The sequence below is a fragment of the Achromobacter agilis genome (assembly GCF_900496965.1).
In the GTDB taxonomy this organism is placed as follows: domain Bacteria; phylum Pseudomonadota; class Gammaproteobacteria; order Burkholderiales; family Burkholderiaceae_B; genus Achromobacter; species Achromobacter agilis.
Map to the genome: position 1 here is coordinate 1 of NZ_UFQB01000038.1, position 14,501 is coordinate 14,501.

Consider the following 14,501-nt stretch of genomic DNA (forward strand, 5'->3'; position numbering starts at 1 on the left):
ATGATGTCGCGGCGCAGGCTGACGTAGGCCGCGCCCACCAGGGTGTTGGCCGAGGCGGCGTGGGCGAGCGGAGGGAGTTGGAGACCGTCGAGCATGCGCTACTTTATCATGCGCGTTAAAAATCTCGATAAAAATTATTGACGCCGAGATTTTTGCTGCTTATCGTAGAAAAAGGCGCCGCCCAGGATGACCGGCACAAAGCCGGCGGCGGGCGCACAGGAGACAAGCAGTGATACGGCTACAAGACATCCGGCGTGCCGCGGGCTGCCTGGCGGCGCTGGCCGCGCTGGCGGCCAGCCCCTCGGCCCGCGCCGACGACTGGCCGGCCCGGCCAGTGACCATCCTGGTCAACGGCGGGCCTGGCAGCCTGCCCGACCTGTTCGCGCGGCCCCTGGCCGAGCGGCTGCACCGCGCGTTGGGGCAGCCCGTCGTGGTGGAGAACAAGCCAGGCGCCGGCGGCATGCTGGCCATGCAACAGCTCAAGTCCGCGCCCGCGGACGGCCACACGCTGGCGCTGGTCACGAACGCGCACCTGGTCTGGAACCCCTATATTTTCCCGGCCCTGACCTACGATCCCGTGCGCGACCTGCAACCGGTCAGCCCGCTGGCGATCATTCCGATGGCGCTGACGGTCAACGACAAGATGCCGGCCCGGTCGCTGGACCAGTTGCTGGCGCTGGCGCGCGAAAAGCCGGGCAAGCTGAACTACGCGTCCTCCGGCAACGGCAGCCCGCCGCACGTGCTGTTCGAAATGCTGCGCGAACAGGCCGGGGTGGATATCATGCACGTGCCGTTCAAGACGGGCACCGGCGCGCTGAATTCCGTGCTGGCCGGAGACACGGAGATGTACTTCGCGGGCACCGCCCTGGTGGAACCCATGGTCAAGGACGGCCGGTTGCGCGCGCTGGCGATCAGCGAGGCGGTGCCGGACGCGGCCTTCGGCAAGGCGCCCACGCTGGCCGAACGCAATTTCCACGGTTTCGAGGGCGCCGTATGGCTGGGCATCGCGGCCAGGGCAGGCACGCCTGATGCGATCGTGCAGCGGCTCAATGCCGAGATCGGCCGCGCCCAGCAGGATGGCGCGCTCAAGCAGATGTACGCCAGCCACGGCTCGCTGCCGTATCACCTGGCGGCGGCCGCCTTCGCCCAGCGGGTTTCCGCGGAGCGCGACGCCTCGGGCCCTGTTTTGCGCAAGCTGGGCATCAAGCCGGATTGAATTCCCATCTTCCCTGCAACCCTCTCATCGCGGCCTCGCCAGCGAGGCCGGCATCGCCTTATGAATCTGATCGAAGACATCGTTGAACACTCGCCGTCCATCCGCGCCATCCGCCGCGACATCCATGCCCATCCGGAGCTGGCGTTCGAGGAGAACCGCACGTCGCAACTGGTGGGCGAGCTGCTCGAAAGCTGGGGCATCGCCGTGCATCGCGGATTCGGCAAGACCGGCCTGGTAGGCGTCATCCGCAATGGCAGTTCGCCGCGCACCGTCGGGCTGCGCGCCGACATGGACGCGCTGCCCATGCAGGAGGTGAATCAGTTCAGCCATGCCAGCAAGCATGCCGGCGTGATGCACGCCTGCGGCCACGACGGCCATACCGCCATGCTGCTGGGCGCGGCGCAGCATTTGGCCCGCCACCGCAACTTCGACGGCACCGTGTACCTGATCTTCCAGCCCGCGGAAGAGCGCGGCGGCGGCGCCCGCGAGATGATGCGCGATGGCCTCTTCGAGAAGTTTCCGATGGAAGCGGTGTTCGGCATGCACAACATGCCGGGCATTCCCGTCGGTTGCTTCGCCTCGTCGCCGGGGCCGGTGCTGGCGTCCAACAGCGAATTCCACGTGACGATACGCGGCAAGGGCGGTCACGCCGCCATGCCGCACCTGGCCATCGACCCGATTCCGGTGGCAGGCCAGATGATCGAGGCGTTCCAGACCATCATCAGCCGCAACAAGAAGCCGGTGGAGACGGCCGTGATCTCGGTGACCATGCTGCATGCGGGCGAGGCCGTCAACGTGATCGCCGACACCTGCGAAATGCGCGGCACGGTGCGGGCGTACACGCGCGAAACGCTGGACCTGATCGAGCGGCGCATGGGCGAAATCGCTCGGCACGTGGCCGAGATGTTCGGTGCCGAATGCGACTTCGTCTTCACCCGCCACTATCCGTCGACCATCAACCACGAGGCGGAGACGGCCTTCATGCGCGGCGCGCTGGCCACGGTGGTGGGGCAGGAGCGCGTGCTGGCGCAGGCGCCCATCATGGCGGCCGAGGATTTCTCGTTCATGCTGGAAGCGGTGCCCGGCAGCTATTGCTTCATCGGCAACGGCGACGGCGATCACCGCGAATCCGGCCACGGCGCGGGCCCCTGCCTGGTGCACAACACCAGCTACGACTTCAACGACGAGTTGCTGCCGATCGGGTCTAGCGCTTTCGTGAGGCTCGCCGAGCAGTGGCTGGCGCGCGGCGCATAGCATCGAGCCGCCCGGCCGGGTCTGCCCGGCCTGCGCCGTTCAATGCGGCGTATCCGCCTGCACCGGCAAATCGCGGTTGCGCGAGCGCAGCAGCATCGCGCTCAAGGCCGCCGCCAGCGCCGCGATCAGCGCGCCCGCCAGAAACGTTATCTGATATCCGCCGTTAAGGGCCGCTGTGGGCGCGGCGCCCGCCTGCGCGAGGGCGGCGCTGCGGGCCGCGGCCAGGCTGGCCAGCACGGCCAGGCCCAGCGAGCCGCCCATCATGAAAGCGGTGTTCACCACGCCCGAGGCCAGGCCCGATTGGCTGGGTTCCACATCGCTCATCGCCGCCAGCAACATGGGGTTGAAGGCCACGCCCGCGCCCAGGCCCAGCAGCAGCATGCCCGGCAGCACGTCCGCGGCGAAGCTTCCGTCCACCGGCGCGCGCGAGAACAGCGCCAGCCCCAGCGCGGCCATGAACAGGCCCGTGGCGAGCGGAGCCCGGATGCCGAAGCGCATCACCAGCTTGGCCGACAGGCCCAGCGAGAACGCCGCCATGATGAGGTTGGCCGGCAGGAACGCCAGGCCGACTTCCATGGGGCTGTAACCCAGCACCAGCTGCATGTACAGCGCCGACACGAAGAACCAGGCGAACATGGCGGCGGCCCACAGCACGCCGACGATGTTGGCGGTGGCCACGTTGCGCAAGCGGAACAGCCCCAGCGGCATCAGCGGGGATTGCACCCGCGCTTCAATGGTGAGGAACAGCACCATCAGCAAGGCGGCCGCGCTCAGCAGCGTCAGCGATTGCGCGGAGGTCCAGCCTGCCTCGTTGCCGTTGACCACGGCATACACCGCCAGCATGAGGGACGCCGTGACGGCGAGGGCGCCGGCCACGTCCAGCCGGGTGCCGCCGGCGGCGGGGGCCGCGGCCGGGATCAGCCGCAGGCATAGCGCGTAGACCAGCACGCCGATGGGCAGGTTCACCAGGAAGATCCAGTGCCAGGACAGCGCGCTGGTCAGCAGGCCGCCCAGCAGCACGCCGATGCTGCCGCCGCCCGCGCAGACGAAGCCGTACACGCCCATGGCGCGCGCCCGTTCGCCGGTCTCGGTGAAGAGGTTCATGATCAGCGAGAGCGACACCGCCGATACCACCGCTCCGCCCAGGCCCTGGGCCGCGCGTGCGCCGATCAGGAGGGCCTGGCTCTGCGCCAGCCCGCAAGCCAGCGAGGCGAGCGTGAAGAGCGTGAGGCCCGCCAGGAACATCCGGCGGTGCCCCAGCAGGTCGCCCAGCCGTCCGCCCAGCAGCAGGAAGCCGCCGAAGGTCAGCATGTAGGCATTGACCACCCAGACGAGAGAGGTTTCGGAGAAACGCAGGTCCTGGCGGATCGAGGGGAGGGCGACGTTCACGATCGTGGTGTCCAGCACGATCATCAATACGCCCAGGCAGAGCACCAGCAGTGCCCACCAGCGTTGCTTGCCGTGGATTCCATGCGTCATCGGAGATAGGTTCCCTGGTTCGGGTTGGGTTGGGGTCAGTGGGTCAGGCGTCCGCCGCTGACCATCCAGCGGGTGCCGTAGCGGTCGATCAGCGCGCCGTAGGCTTCGGCCCAGAAGGTTTTCTGCAGCGGCATGGTGATGCTGCCGCCGTCGGCCAGCAAGTCGAAGACGCGCTGCGCGTCCGATACCGTGGGGTAGGCCAGCGACAGCGCGACGCCCTGCTTGCCGGAATAGGGATGGCCGGCGGTGGCATCGCTGCCCATCAGCGTCTGTTCGTCCAGGCCTAGGCGCGCATGCATGATGCGCCCGGCGTCTTCGGCGGACAGGGGCGGCATAGCGGCATCGGGCGGGGCGTCCGCGTAGCGGACCAGGGCCTCCAGCCGCCCGCCCAGCACATGTTCGTAGAAGCGCATGGCTTCGGCGCAGTTGCCGTCAAAGCTGAGGTAGGCGGATAGTTGGGGCATGATGTCTCCGTAGAGGGTGGACGGAAGCGGTGCCAAAACCGCGGCCGCCGCTCTATGATGGAAGCCCGACCCACGATACCGAAGGAGCCCGGCCATGCAAAAAGGAAGTTGCCACTGCGGACGGATCGCATTCGAAGTCGACGGCGATGTGTCCCAGGCCCTGGAATGCAATTGTTCGCACTGCAGCCGCAAAGGCTATCTGCTGTGGTTTGTGCCGCGGGCGAATCTGCGCATTACCTCGTCCACGGACAGCCTGTCGACCTACAAATTCAACAAGCACGTGATTTCGCATCACTTCTGCGCCCATTGCGGCTGTGCGCCTTTCGGTTTCGGCGCGAGCCCCACGGGCGAGGAAACGGCGGCGGTGAACGTGCGCTGCCTGGAAACGGTGGACCTGAACGCGCTGACCCGCATTCCGTACGACGGGCGCAGCGTTTAGCCGCTATTCTCGCATCCCGGCGCGCCGTCCGGGAAACCTCTTATTGTTCGGGGCGCCGCGGCATCCCTATTATTCTTCCACGATCAGCATTGATCCCGGCGCGGCGCGTTCCGCGCCCTTGCCGCACCCCGCAGCAATAATTGCTGCCTGAACACTTCGTCTGGCTATAACAGCCCCCGACTTGCACGCACTGCGTGGTCGGGGGCTTTTTCGTTTGTTTTCCGCGAAGGAGACCGCATGCAACCGTTAGATCCGCAACCCGCGCCCGCGATCAGCGTGGCCAGCATCCAGATGGCCCCGGCAATCGGTGAGGTCGCCGCCAACGTGGCGCGCTCCATCGAGCTGGCGGAGGAGGCCGCGGCGCGCGGCGCGCGCCTGGTGGTGCTGCCCGAGCTGGCCAACACCGGCTACATGTTCGACAGCCGCGAGGAAGCCTACGCCCTGGCCGAGCCCGTGCCGGAGGGCCCGTCCTCGCGCGCCTGGATCGCGCTGGCCGAACGCCTGGGTATCTATCTGGTGGCGGGGATCGCGGAGCGCTGGGGGGACCGTCTGTACAACGCGGCGCTGATCGCGGGCCCGCAGGGCTATATCGGCACCTATCGCAAGCTGCATTTGTGGGGCGACGAGAATCTGTATTTCGAAGCGGGCGACCTGGGCCTGCCGGTGTTCCATACCGAATTGGGCCGGCTGGGCGTGGCGATCTGCTACGACGGCTGGTTTCCCGAGGTCTACCGTTTGCTCGCGCTGCGAGGCGCGGATCTGGTCGCGGTGCCGACCAACTGGGTCCCCATGCCGGGCCAGACGGCCGACGGCCCCGCCATGGCGCATGCGCTGGCGATCGCGGGCGCGCACAGCAACGGCCTGACGGTGGTGTGCGCCGACCGGGTCGGCGTGGAGCGTGGACAGCCTTTCGTGGGACGCAGCCTGATCGTGGGTTCCCAGGGCTGGACCGCGGCGGGTCCGGCCAGCGCCGACCGTGAGGAGATTCTGCTTGCAGCCGTCGACCTGAAGACCGCGCGCCGCGGGCGGCAATTGAACGCGTTCAACCACGTGCTGCGCGACCGGCGCTGCGATGTCTACGACGAGCGGCTGGGCGCGGCGGATGCGCCCGCGCAGCGCTGAACAACGGCGGATAGCCGAGCCCCAAGGAGAAAACCATGAAATTCCCGTCCCGCAGTTTTCTTGCCCGATTGTCCTTCGCGGCGCTGTTGTCCGGCGGCGCCGCCGCGCATGCCGCGGAGCCTTTGCGGATCGGCGTGCCCGTGGGCCTGTCGGGCGCCAACAGCGTAGTGGCGCCCGGCGTGGTGCAGGCGTCGCAGCTGGCCGCCGACGAGATCAATGCTGCCGGCGGCATCCTGGGCCGCCGGATCGAACTGGAGATCGCCGACGACGCCTCCGGCGCGGTCGGCGCGCAAAAGGCCTACGACACCCTGGTGTTCCAGAAGAAGGTGGACGCCGTCATCGCCATGGAGACCAGCGCGGCGCGCAACGCGGCGCTGCCCATCATCGCGCGCGGCAAGATCCCGTACATCTACACCTCTTTCTATGAAGGCCGCTCGTGCAACCGCTGGATGCACGTGAGCGGCTGGGTGCCCGAGCAGCAGGTCGCGCCGGTGGTGGACCACTTCATGAAGACGCGCCAGGCCCAGACCTTCTTCCTGATCGGCAGCGACTACGCGTTCGGCCGGGGCATGCTGAAGTTCACGCGGGAATACATCGAGAAGCAGGGCGGCAAAGTGGTGGGCGAGGAATACCTGCCCATCGACGGTTCGGACTGGACGGCCATTGTGTCCAAGGTCCGGTCGGCCCAGCCCGACGCGCTGATCAGCTCGACGGCGGGCGGCAGCCCCAACGTCAGCCTGGCCAAGCAGATCCAGGCCGCCGGCCTGACCATGCCCTACGGCAACCTGGCCATCGACGAGGGCACGGCCAAGACCATGGGCGACACCGCGGCGGGCATGTACATGTCGTCGTCCTATCTCACCAGCATCGATACGCCGCAGAACCGCAAGTTCCTGGATGGCTTGAAGACGAAGTTCGGCGGCCAGGCCAAGACGGCCAACGAATTCTCGGCCGCCCAGTACGAAGGGTTCTTCCTGTACAAGGCCGCGGTCGAGAAGGCCGGCGGCACCGACCCCGCGAAGGTGGTGCAGGCGCTGAGCGAGGTGCAGGTGGACGGCCCGCGCGGCCCGGTGCGGATGGACCGCCAGCGGCACGCGGCCCTGACCATGCGCCTGGGCCAGGTGCAGCAGGACGGGTCCATCCGCATCCTGCAGTCTTTCGACAAGGTGGACCCGGGCGCGCAGTGCCCCGACCTGAAGTAGCGTATGCGCGCCGCCCGCTTGGCGGGCGGCAAAGGAGACCCCGATGGGATTGCTGCTGGACATCCTGAGCACCGCGGCCATGCTGTTCATCGTGACGGCCGGGCTGATGATCATCTTCGGCGTCATGAAGATCGTCAATTTCGCGCACGGCGCCATCATCACGCTGGGCAGCTACGCCAGCCTGGTCGTGACGCAACTGGGCCTGAACCCATGGCTGGCGCTGCCCCTCGCGCTGGCCGTGGGCGCGGCGGTGGGGGTGGGCGTGGAACGGCTGATCGTGCGGCCGCTGTACAAGCGGCCGCTGGACGCCATCCTGGCCACCTGGGGCCTGGGCATCGTGATCGGGCAACTGATCACCATGGCCTTCGGCCGCGAGGTGCAGTTCGCCGATGCGCCGGTCAAGGGCGCGGTGGCGTTCCTGGGCACCGACTACTCGGCCTACCGGCTGCTGTTGATCCCCGCGGCGCTGCTGGTGTACGGGGCCACGCTGCTGCTGCTCAACGGCACGCGCTTCGGCGTGCGGACGCGGGCGGTGATCATGAACGAGAACCTGGCGCGCGGCCTGGGCATCAACGCCGAGCGTATCCGCTTCATCACCTTCGGCCTGGGCGCCGGCCTCGGCGCGCTGGCCGGCGCGCTGATCACGCCGCTATCCAGCGTGGACCCGAACATGGGGCTGGCTTGGCTGATCAGCGCCTTCATGCTGGTGATGGTTTCAGGGCATTCGATCACCGCGCTGCTGCTGACCTGCCTGGTCTACGGCGCTTGCCAGGTGCTGGTCAGCGTGCTGGTCAGCCCGATCCTGGGAGGCGTCACGATCGCGGTGCTGGCGGCGCTGACGCTGCGCCTGCGTCCGCAAGGATTCGCTCATGACTGATACGTTGCTTGTCCAACCCGCGCCGCAAGCCGCCGCGGCGGCGCGCCGGGCCTCGCGCTCCCGCGACCTGCTGTGGCTGGCCGGCCTGTGCCTGGCCCTGACGGCCGCCGGCCCCTGGCTGTTCGACACCTACCTGCTCAACGTGCTGATCAAGGCGCTGTTCTTCGCGGTGGCCGCCGTCACGGTGGACATCTTGTGGGGCTATACCGGCTACCTGACCTTCGGGCAGTCGACGTTCTTCGGCGTGGGCGCGTACGCGGCGGGCCTGGCGTTCACGCATTACGGCTTCTCGCCAGCCACCGCGGGACTCGCCGCGCTGGCGGCGGTCGGGGTGGCCGCCGCGCTGGCCCTGGTCACCGGTTGGCTGTCGTTCTACCGGGGCGCCTCGCCGTTCTTCGCCACGGTGATCTCGCTGGTGCTGCCCATCGTGCTGACCCAGCTCGTGCTGTCGGGCGGCACCTGGACGGGGTCGTCCTCGGGGCTGACGGGTTACGAGACCTTCGACCTGTCGCTGGAGGCCTGGTACGTGATTGCGGCGGGCGGCCTGTCGGCCGTGGCGCTGCTGGCCTGGGTGGCCGCGCGCAGCGACGGCGGCCGCATCCTGGTGGCGCTGCGCGACAACGAGGCGCGCTGCAGCTACCTGGGCCTGAACACGGCCCGCTGGCGCATCCTGCTGCTGGCGGTCTGCGGCGTCATCGCCAGCCTGGCGGGCTTCGGCTACGGAGCCTTCAGCGGCGTCGTGGCTCCGGAGCTGACGGGTTTCGTCTTCGGCACGGAACTCATCATCTGGGTGGCGCTGGGCGGGCGCGGCACCATCTGGGGCCCGGTGCTGGGCGCCATCCTCATCAATGTGGCGGGGTCGTACCTGAGCGGCAATATGCCGTTCGTGTGGCAGTTGCTGCTGGGCGTCACCTTCATCGTGGTGATCCTGCTGCTGCCGCGCGGCCTGCTGCCGCTGCTGCTGGCGCCATGGCGGCGGCACCGGGCCGCGGCGCCCGTGCCGGCGCTGACGGAACGGGCAGGGCAGGCCGCCGCGCCCGGCGCCGGGCAGGCGGCGCTGCAACTGGCGGGCGTGGCCAAGCGCTTCGGCAGCCTGAAGGTGCTGGAAGGCATCGACCTGCAGGCCCGCGGCGGTGAACTGGTGGGCCTGATCGGGCCGAACGGCGCGGGCAAGACCACATTGATGCGCTGCATCGCCGACGGCGCCGAACGTTCCGAGGGGCGGGTCGAGCTGTGCGGCCACGCCGTGCGCGGGGACGATCCCGCGCGCTGCGTGCGCTACGGGCTGGGGCGCAAGTTCCAGAACGCCAACGTGTTCGACACCATGACGGTGGCGGAAAGCCTGCGCATCGCCACCACCTTGCGGGAAGCGCCGTCCTGGCGGCGCTGGGCGCCCGCGCTGGCGCTGCCGTCCTACGCGCTGGAGGTGCTGCGCATGACCGGCCTGGACCAGCGCCTGGACAGCGTGGCTCGCGACCTGTCCCACGGCCAGCAGCAGGCCCTGGAGCTGGCCATGGTGCTGGCGCTGGAGCCGCGCGTCGTCCTGCTGGACGAACCCACGGCGGGCCTGAGCAAGGCCGAGCGCACGCAGATCGGCGCAGTGCTCTCGTCGCTGGCCCGCCGCTACGGCCTGTGCTGCCTGCTGGTAGAACACGACCTGGATTTCGTGGCCGAGGTGGCGACGCGCATCGTGGTGCTGCATCAGGGGCGCATCGTCATGGACGGCAGCTTCCGCGACGTGACGGAATCGGAGCTGGTGCGGACCATCTATGCGGGCGGCGCGCCGTCCGCGCAAGGAGCGGAACAATGACGAGCGTTGCGCCGGCATTGCGCCTGGAAGGCGTATCCAGCGGCTACAAGGCATCGATGGTGCTCAACGACGTGTCGCTGTCGGTGCCCCGGGGCGCCTGCGCGGCGCTGCTGGGCAAGAACGGGATGGGCAAGAGCACGCTGCTCAAGACCGTCATGGGCTATCTGCCCAAGCTGCGCGGCCGGGTCCGGTTGGGGGAGGTGGACGCCACCCGCTTGCGGCCGCATGAAGTGGCGCGCTGCGGTGTGGCCTACGCGGCGCAGGAACAGCCGCTGTTTCCCGATTTGAGCATCCGCGACAACCTGCGCCTGGGCTTGGCGCGCGACAGCCTGTTCGACGAGCGCTTCGAAGAGATCGCCGAACTGTTCCCGGTGTTCGCCTCCCGCCTGCGCCAGCATGCCGGCACCCTGTCGGGCGGCGAGCAGAAAATGCTGCTGGTGGCGCGCGGCCTGATGCAGCGGCCGGCGTTGCTGCTGCTGGACGAAATCACGGAAGGGCTGCAGCCCTCGGTGATTGAACGGCTGGCCGGCGCGCTCAACTGGGAGCGCGAGCGGCGCGGCACCAGCATGTTCATCGTGGAGCAGAACGTAGCATTTGCGCTGCGGGTGGCGGACAGGTACCTGGTGCTCAAGCAGGGCGCCATCGTCGACGAAGGCGAGGCTGGCGCGCCGGACGCCGCAGGCCATATCATTGACCATCTGAAGGTATGAGCCAGAACCCGCATGATGCCGAACCGCCGTCCAGGATCCTTCCCATGGCCCCGCCCGTGACCCCGGCCGGCGCCGCCGGCCCCGGCTGGCGCATCGGCGTGCTGTATTCGCGCAGCGGCGTCAGCGGCACGACGGAATCGCAGCATTTCTTCGGCACGGTGCTGGCCGTGGAGGAAATCAACGCCCTGGGCGGGGTGCTCGGCCGTCCGCTGGAGCCGGTGGCCTACGACCCCCGCAGCGACTGCGAGGAATACCGTCGCCTGGCGGCCAGGCTGCTGCTGGACGACGAGGTCAACGTGATCTTCGGCGGCTGCACCTCGCATTGCCGCAAGGCCATCCTGCCCGTGGTGGAGCGCAGCAATTCGCTGCTCTGGTACGCCTCGGTCTACGAAGGCTTCGAGTATTCGCCCAACGTCATCTACACCGGCGCCGCACCCAACCAGGGCAGCATGCAGTTGGCGGCCTACCTGATCCAGCACTGCGGCTCGCGCATCTTCCTGGTGGGCGCGGACTACATCTATCCGCGCGAAACCAACCGCATCATGCGCGAAACCGTGGAGGAACACGGTGGCGAAATCCTCGACGAAACCTACCTGCCGCTGGACTGCGACGACAGCGACATCCTCGAAGTGGTCAAAGACATCGCCCGCATTCGGCCCGACGTGGTGTTCTCCACGCTGATCGGCTCGGACGCCCAGCGCTTCTACCAGCGCTACCACGAGGCCGGCCTGGCCGCGGCCAGCATCCCCATCGCCAGCCTCACGATGACCGAAGCCGAGGTGGCCGAGGTCGGGCCGGCGCTGTGCGCCGGGCACATCACCGCAGCCACCTATTTCAATACGGTGGCCACGCCAGGCAACGCGCATTTCCTGGCGCGCTGGCGCGAGCGCTTCGGCGACCGCCCCGCCAACGTGTACGCGGAAACTTCCTACAGCCAGATGCACCTGTTCGCGCGCGCCCTGCAGCGCGTGGGCGCGCTGGACACCCGCAAGCTGGTGCAGGCGGTGCATACGGTGGAGTTCGACGCGCCGGACGGGCGCCTGGCCATCCTGGCCGAGAACAACCACTGCGTGCTGACGCCCCGCATCGGGGTGTGCCGGCCGGACGGCAGCTTCGATATCGTTTGGGAAAGCGGCGTGCCGGTAAAGCCGGACCCCTACCTGACGGCGTTCGGCCTGGACGAGTTCTGGTTGAAATGAGCATGGACCATAGCCTACGCCGCCTCTACGAGGACCTGCGCAGCGTGGCGGTCGCCGTGGTGTACCCGCCCGGCGAAGACCGCGACCTGCTGGTCGAACAGCTCAAGCGCATCGGCTGCCGCATCCATCTGCGCTGGCCGTTCCCCGAATACCCCCCGGCGGGCGCGGACGTGGTGTTCTTCCAGGTATCGCAATGCGGCCGCAACAGCGCCGCCTGGACCGCCAGCGAAGTCGAGGCCACCCTGATCGCCTTATCCGAATACGAAACCCCCACCACGCTCAAGCAGCTCCTCAAGACCAACGCCCACGGCGTGCTGACCCGGCCGTTCCGCTCCGCCGGCATCCTCAGCACCCTGGTGCTGGCGCGTTCCGCCCGGATGTTCCAGCAGCGTCAGCAGAACAAGATCGACAAACTGGAAAGCACCATCAAGTCTCGGCGCGTCATCGAAAAAGCCATCCGCGTGCTGATGGACCACCAGCGCCTGGACGAGCGCGAAGCCTACGAGCACATGCGCGGCCGCGCGACGCGCCTGCGCGTCAGCGTGGCGGAAGTGGCCGCCATGATCGTCGACGCCAGCGAAGCCATGGAAAAACTGGGCCTGGGCGGTTCCCGCCCGGGACCGGCCAACACCGGCTAGGGCGCGCCGCGATCCTGGCGCTTGAACGGGCGGCCGGTTTCCAGTCCAATGACAGTCTGTGCGGACGAACCGTTGCGGTTCTTCCGCGTCTACGGGTTCATGGATGGAGCGAGCGGTCATGACAACGGTGCGATTGCTGTCGGACGAGGAAGTGCGCGAGGTGCCGCGCGCCTGGGCGGTATTCGAGGACATCCGGGCCACGCGCAAGTCGGATTTCGTCAACAATTTCTGGCGCGCCCTGGCCAATGACCCGCCGCAGCTGGAGCGCGTCTGGGGGCAGCTCAAGCAGGTCATGATGGCCGAGGGCGAACTCTCGCCCCTGATGCGCGAAATGATCTACATTGCCGTGTCCACCGCCAACGGCTGCACCTACTGCATCCACTCCCACACCGCCGCCGCCCGCGCCAAGGGTATGACGGACGGCCAGCATGCCGAGCTGCTGGGGGTGATCGGCATGGCCGCGCAGACCAACGCGCTGGTCACCGCCATGCAGGTGCCCGTCGACGAGGCCTTCATTGTGAAATAGGAGGCGGCCATGTCGCTGATTCCGCTATTTCCCCTCTCCAACGCGTTGTTCCCCGCCGGGGTGCTGCACCTGCGCATCTTCGAAGTGCGCTACCTGGACATGATCCGGCGATGCATCGCCGACGGCAGCGAATTCGGCGTGGTCGGCCTGCTCTCGGGCAACGAGGTCCGCACCCCGGAAGGCGTCGAGACCCTGGCGCCCGTAGGTACCATGGCCCGCATCGACGCCTGGGACGCGCCCATGCCGGCGCTGCTGGAACTGCGCTGCGTGGGAACCAGCCGTTTCCGGCTGCTGTCCAGCGAGGTGGCAAAATACGGCCTGTGGATGGGCCAGGCCGAACCCATCCCCGACGACCCGCCCATGCCCGTGCCGGAAACCATGCAGGCCAGCGCCGACGCCCTGGGCCGGCTGGTGGCCCAATGGCAGCAAGACGGCGTGCCCCCTGAAAGAATGCCCTTGGGCCCGCCGTTCCGGCTCGACGACAGCGGTTGGGTCGCCGACCGCTGGTGCGAGCTGCTACCCTTGCCGCCCGACGACAAGGCCACCTTACTCGCCATGACCGATCCGGTGGCGCGGCTGGCGGCAGTCCAGGACGTGCTGCGGGGGCAGGGGCTGGCGTAGTGCTTGTGCAAGGGGCCTAGTGAGTGCAGGGCCCGGGCGTAACCGTATTTGGACACCATGGAAATCAGGATAGACGAGGGCCTGCGCGCCTATATAGACCCCTTGACCGACGACGAGCGCGAAGCGCTGGAGCGCAGCCTGCTGGCCGAAGGCTGCCGCGACGCGTTGGTGCTGTGGGGCGACCTGCTGGTCGACGGCCACAACCGCCATGCGCTCTGCATGAAGCACGGAATCCCCTTCGAGACCCGCCAGAACACCTCCTTCAAATCCATGGAGGACGTGCACCTCTGGATGATCGAGAACCACCTGGGCCGCCGCAGCGTGTCGGACTTCCAGCGCGGCGTGCTCGCCCTGCGCAAGAAAGAAATCCTGCAAGCCCGCACCGCCTCCGCCCCGGCTCCCGATGATCCCCCCTGGGACGAAGACTCCGGCGACCCGCCGCCGCTGCCTGCCACACCCGTGTCCCAGGCGCTGAGCCGCCAGGCCCTGGCCCGGGCGGCGCGCATCAGCAGCAATACGTTGGGGCAGATCGAGAAGATCCAGAAGGCTGCCGCGCCGGAACTGGTGCGGGCGGTCAAGGATGGCGCCATTTCCATCAATGCGGCGGCGGCAGTGGCGACGTTGCCGCCTGAACGCCAGGCTGCGGCCGTGGCTGGCGGCAGGAAGGAACTACAGCAGGCTGCGCGGGAAGTCCGCCAGGCCAAGGCGCCGCCGCCGCGCGAAGCCGTGCCGGATATTCCTATTGAGAACATTGCTGATTTGCCGGCGGAGGTGGCGCGGTTGCGCGAACTGCTGACCCGGCTGACGGACGAGCGGGATCAGTTGAAGAAAAAGGTGATGCATTTGACGGTGGCGCTGGCGGAGGCGCGGAGTGGGGCGGGGGGAGGGGATGATTGAAGGGACAAAGACAGACGCGTTTCAAAAGAGGTGCCGGGCTACAAAGG

15 protein-coding genes are annotated in these 14,501 nt (G+C 68.1%); 13 read left to right on the plus strand and 2 right to left on the minus strand.

All coding sequences use genetic code 11. The features are described 5' to 3' along the window. Positions 1-229: 229 nt before the first annotated feature. Both AGI3411_RS28375 and AGI3411_RS28380 read left to right on the plus strand, forming a co-directional pair. Positions 230-1,216, plus strand: a complete 987-nt coding sequence (locus AGI3411_RS28375) for a Bug family tripartite tricarboxylate transporter substrate binding protein (RefSeq protein WP_244240469.1) — start codon at positions 230-232, stop codon at positions 1,214-1,216. A gap of 60 nt (positions 1,217-1,276) precedes the next feature. Then, positions 1,277-2,470 carry a M20 aminoacylase family protein gene (locus AGI3411_RS28380; protein WP_129530646.1) on the plus strand — a complete coding sequence of 398 codons (1,194 nt, stop codon included), beginning with the start codon at positions 1,277-1,279 and terminating at the stop codon, positions 2,468-2,470. A gap of 39 nt (positions 2,471-2,509) precedes the next feature. On the opposite strand, the gene AGI3411_RS28385 is transcribed toward AGI3411_RS28380, so the two are convergent. Further along, complete coding sequence (locus AGI3411_RS28385) at positions 2,510-3,949, minus strand: MFS transporter (RefSeq protein ID WP_129530647.1); 1,440 nt, start codon at positions 3,947-3,949, stop codon at positions 2,510-2,512. A 35-nt stretch (positions 3,950-3,984) separates the two neighbouring features. After that, on the minus strand, positions 3,985-4,413 hold the full coding sequence (locus AGI3411_RS28390) for a VOC family protein (RefSeq protein ID WP_129530648.1): 429 nt from the start codon (positions 4,411-4,413) through the stop codon (positions 3,985-3,987). A 94-nt stretch (positions 4,414-4,507) separates the two neighbouring features. On the opposite strand from AGI3411_RS28390, the gene AGI3411_RS28395 reads away from it, so the two are divergent. The 11 genes from AGI3411_RS28395 to AGI3411_RS28445 all read left to right on the plus strand — a co-directional run bounded on the left by AGI3411_RS28395 (position 4,508) and on the right by AGI3411_RS28445 (position 14,454). Continuing rightward, entirely contained in the window at positions 4,508-4,852 is a 345-nt protein-coding gene (locus tag AGI3411_RS28395; protein WP_129530649.1) for a GFA family protein, read from the plus strand. A gap of 237 nt (positions 4,853-5,089) precedes the next feature. Further along, positions 5,090-5,974, plus strand: a complete 885-nt coding sequence (locus tag AGI3411_RS28400) for a nitrilase family protein (protein ID WP_208748196.1) — start codon at positions 5,090-5,092, stop codon at positions 5,972-5,974. 35 nt (positions 5,975-6,009) lie between these two features. Next, a complete protein-coding gene (locus AGI3411_RS28405) occupies positions 6,010-7,176 on the plus strand; it encodes a substrate-binding protein (RefSeq protein WP_129530650.1) in 1,167 nt (388 codons plus the stop codon). A 43-nt stretch (positions 7,177-7,219) separates the two neighbouring features. Continuing rightward, positions 7,220-8,053: a branched-chain amino acid ABC transporter permease gene (locus AGI3411_RS28410; RefSeq protein ID WP_129530651.1), complete on the plus strand. Its 834-nt coding sequence runs from the start codon at positions 7,220-7,222 to the stop codon at positions 8,051-8,053. Then, the gene (locus AGI3411_RS28415) at positions 8,046-9,863 is read left to right on the plus strand and encodes an ABC transporter permease subunit (RefSeq protein ID WP_129530652.1); all 1,818 of its coding nucleotides are present in this window, start codon (positions 8,046-8,048) and stop codon (positions 9,861-9,863) included. The genes AGI3411_RS28410 and AGI3411_RS28415 overlap by 8 nt, the downstream gene beginning before the upstream one ends. Then, entirely contained in the window at positions 9,860-10,573 is a 714-nt protein-coding gene (locus tag AGI3411_RS28420; RefSeq protein ID WP_129530653.1) for an ABC transporter ATP-binding protein, read from the plus strand. Before AGI3411_RS28415 ends, AGI3411_RS28420 begins: the two co-directional genes overlap by 4 nt. 44 nt (positions 10,574-10,617) lie before the next feature. After that, complete coding sequence (locus AGI3411_RS28425; RefSeq protein WP_129530654.1) at positions 10,618-11,772, plus strand: transporter substrate-binding domain-containing protein; 1,155 nt, start codon at positions 10,618-10,620, stop codon at positions 11,770-11,772. A 2-nt stretch (positions 11,773-11,774) separates the two neighbouring features. Further along, positions 11,775-12,410 (plus strand): ANTAR domain-containing response regulator, encoded by a 636-nt coding sequence (locus AGI3411_RS28430; protein WP_129530655.1) that lies wholly within the window; start codon positions 11,775-11,777, stop codon positions 12,408-12,410. Between the two features lie 118 nt (positions 12,411-12,528). Further along, positions 12,529-12,936 (plus strand): carboxymuconolactone decarboxylase family protein, encoded by a 408-nt coding sequence (locus tag AGI3411_RS28435; protein WP_129530656.1) that lies wholly within the window; start codon positions 12,529-12,531, stop codon positions 12,934-12,936. Positions 12,937-12,945: 9 nt separating this feature from the next. Next, positions 12,946-13,557 carry an LON peptidase substrate-binding domain-containing protein gene (locus AGI3411_RS28440; protein ID WP_129530657.1) on the plus strand — a complete coding sequence of 204 codons (612 nt, stop codon included), beginning with the start codon at positions 12,946-12,948 and terminating at the stop codon, positions 13,555-13,557. A 57-nt stretch (positions 13,558-13,614) separates the two neighbouring features. Then, the gene (locus AGI3411_RS28445; protein ID WP_129530658.1) at positions 13,615-14,454 is read left to right on the plus strand and encodes a ParB N-terminal domain-containing protein; all 840 of its coding nucleotides are present in this window, start codon (positions 13,615-13,617) and stop codon (positions 14,452-14,454) included. Positions 14,455-14,501: the final 47 nt, after the last annotated feature.

Coding starts and splice junctions, on each gene's coding strand:
- AGI3411_RS28380 (WP_129530646.1), top strand. CDS start 1,277: ATGAATCTGATCGAAGACATCGTTGAACACTCGCCGTCCATCCGCGCC.
- AGI3411_RS28385 (WP_129530647.1), bottom strand. CDS start 3,949: ATGACGCATGGAATCCACGGCAAGCAACGCTGGTGGGCACTGCTGGTG.
- AGI3411_RS28390 (WP_129530648.1), bottom strand. CDS start 4,413: ATGCCCCAACTATCCGCCTACCTCAGCTTTGACGGCAACTGCGCCGAA.
- AGI3411_RS28395 (WP_129530649.1), top strand. CDS start 4,508: ATGCAAAAAGGAAGTTGCCACTGCGGACGGATCGCATTCGAAGTCGAC.
- AGI3411_RS28400 (WP_208748196.1), top strand. CDS start 5,090: ATGCAACCGTTAGATCCGCAACCCGCGCCCGCGATCAGCGTGGCCAGC.
- AGI3411_RS28405 (WP_129530650.1), top strand. CDS start 6,010: ATGAAATTCCCGTCCCGCAGTTTTCTTGCCCGATTGTCCTTCGCGGCG.
- AGI3411_RS28410 (WP_129530651.1), top strand. CDS start 7,220: ATGGGATTGCTGCTGGACATCCTGAGCACCGCGGCCATGCTGTTCATC.
- AGI3411_RS28415 (WP_129530652.1), top strand. CDS start 8,046: ATGACTGATACGTTGCTTGTCCAACCCGCGCCGCAAGCCGCCGCGGCG.
- AGI3411_RS28420 (WP_129530653.1), top strand. CDS start 9,860: ATGACGAGCGTTGCGCCGGCATTGCGCCTGGAAGGCGTATCCAGCGGC.
- AGI3411_RS28425 (WP_129530654.1), top strand. CDS start 10,618: ATGGCCCCGCCCGTGACCCCGGCCGGCGCCGCCGGCCCCGGCTGGCGC.
- AGI3411_RS28430 (WP_129530655.1), top strand. CDS start 11,775: ATGGACCATAGCCTACGCCGCCTCTACGAGGACCTGCGCAGCGTGGCG.
- AGI3411_RS28435 (WP_129530656.1), top strand. CDS start 12,529: ATGACAACGGTGCGATTGCTGTCGGACGAGGAAGTGCGCGAGGTGCCG.
- AGI3411_RS28440 (WP_129530657.1), top strand. CDS start 12,946: ATGTCGCTGATTCCGCTATTTCCCCTCTCCAACGCGTTGTTCCCCGCC.
- AGI3411_RS28445 (WP_129530658.1), top strand. CDS start 13,615: ATGGAAATCAGGATAGACGAGGGCCTGCGCGCCTATATAGACCCCTTG.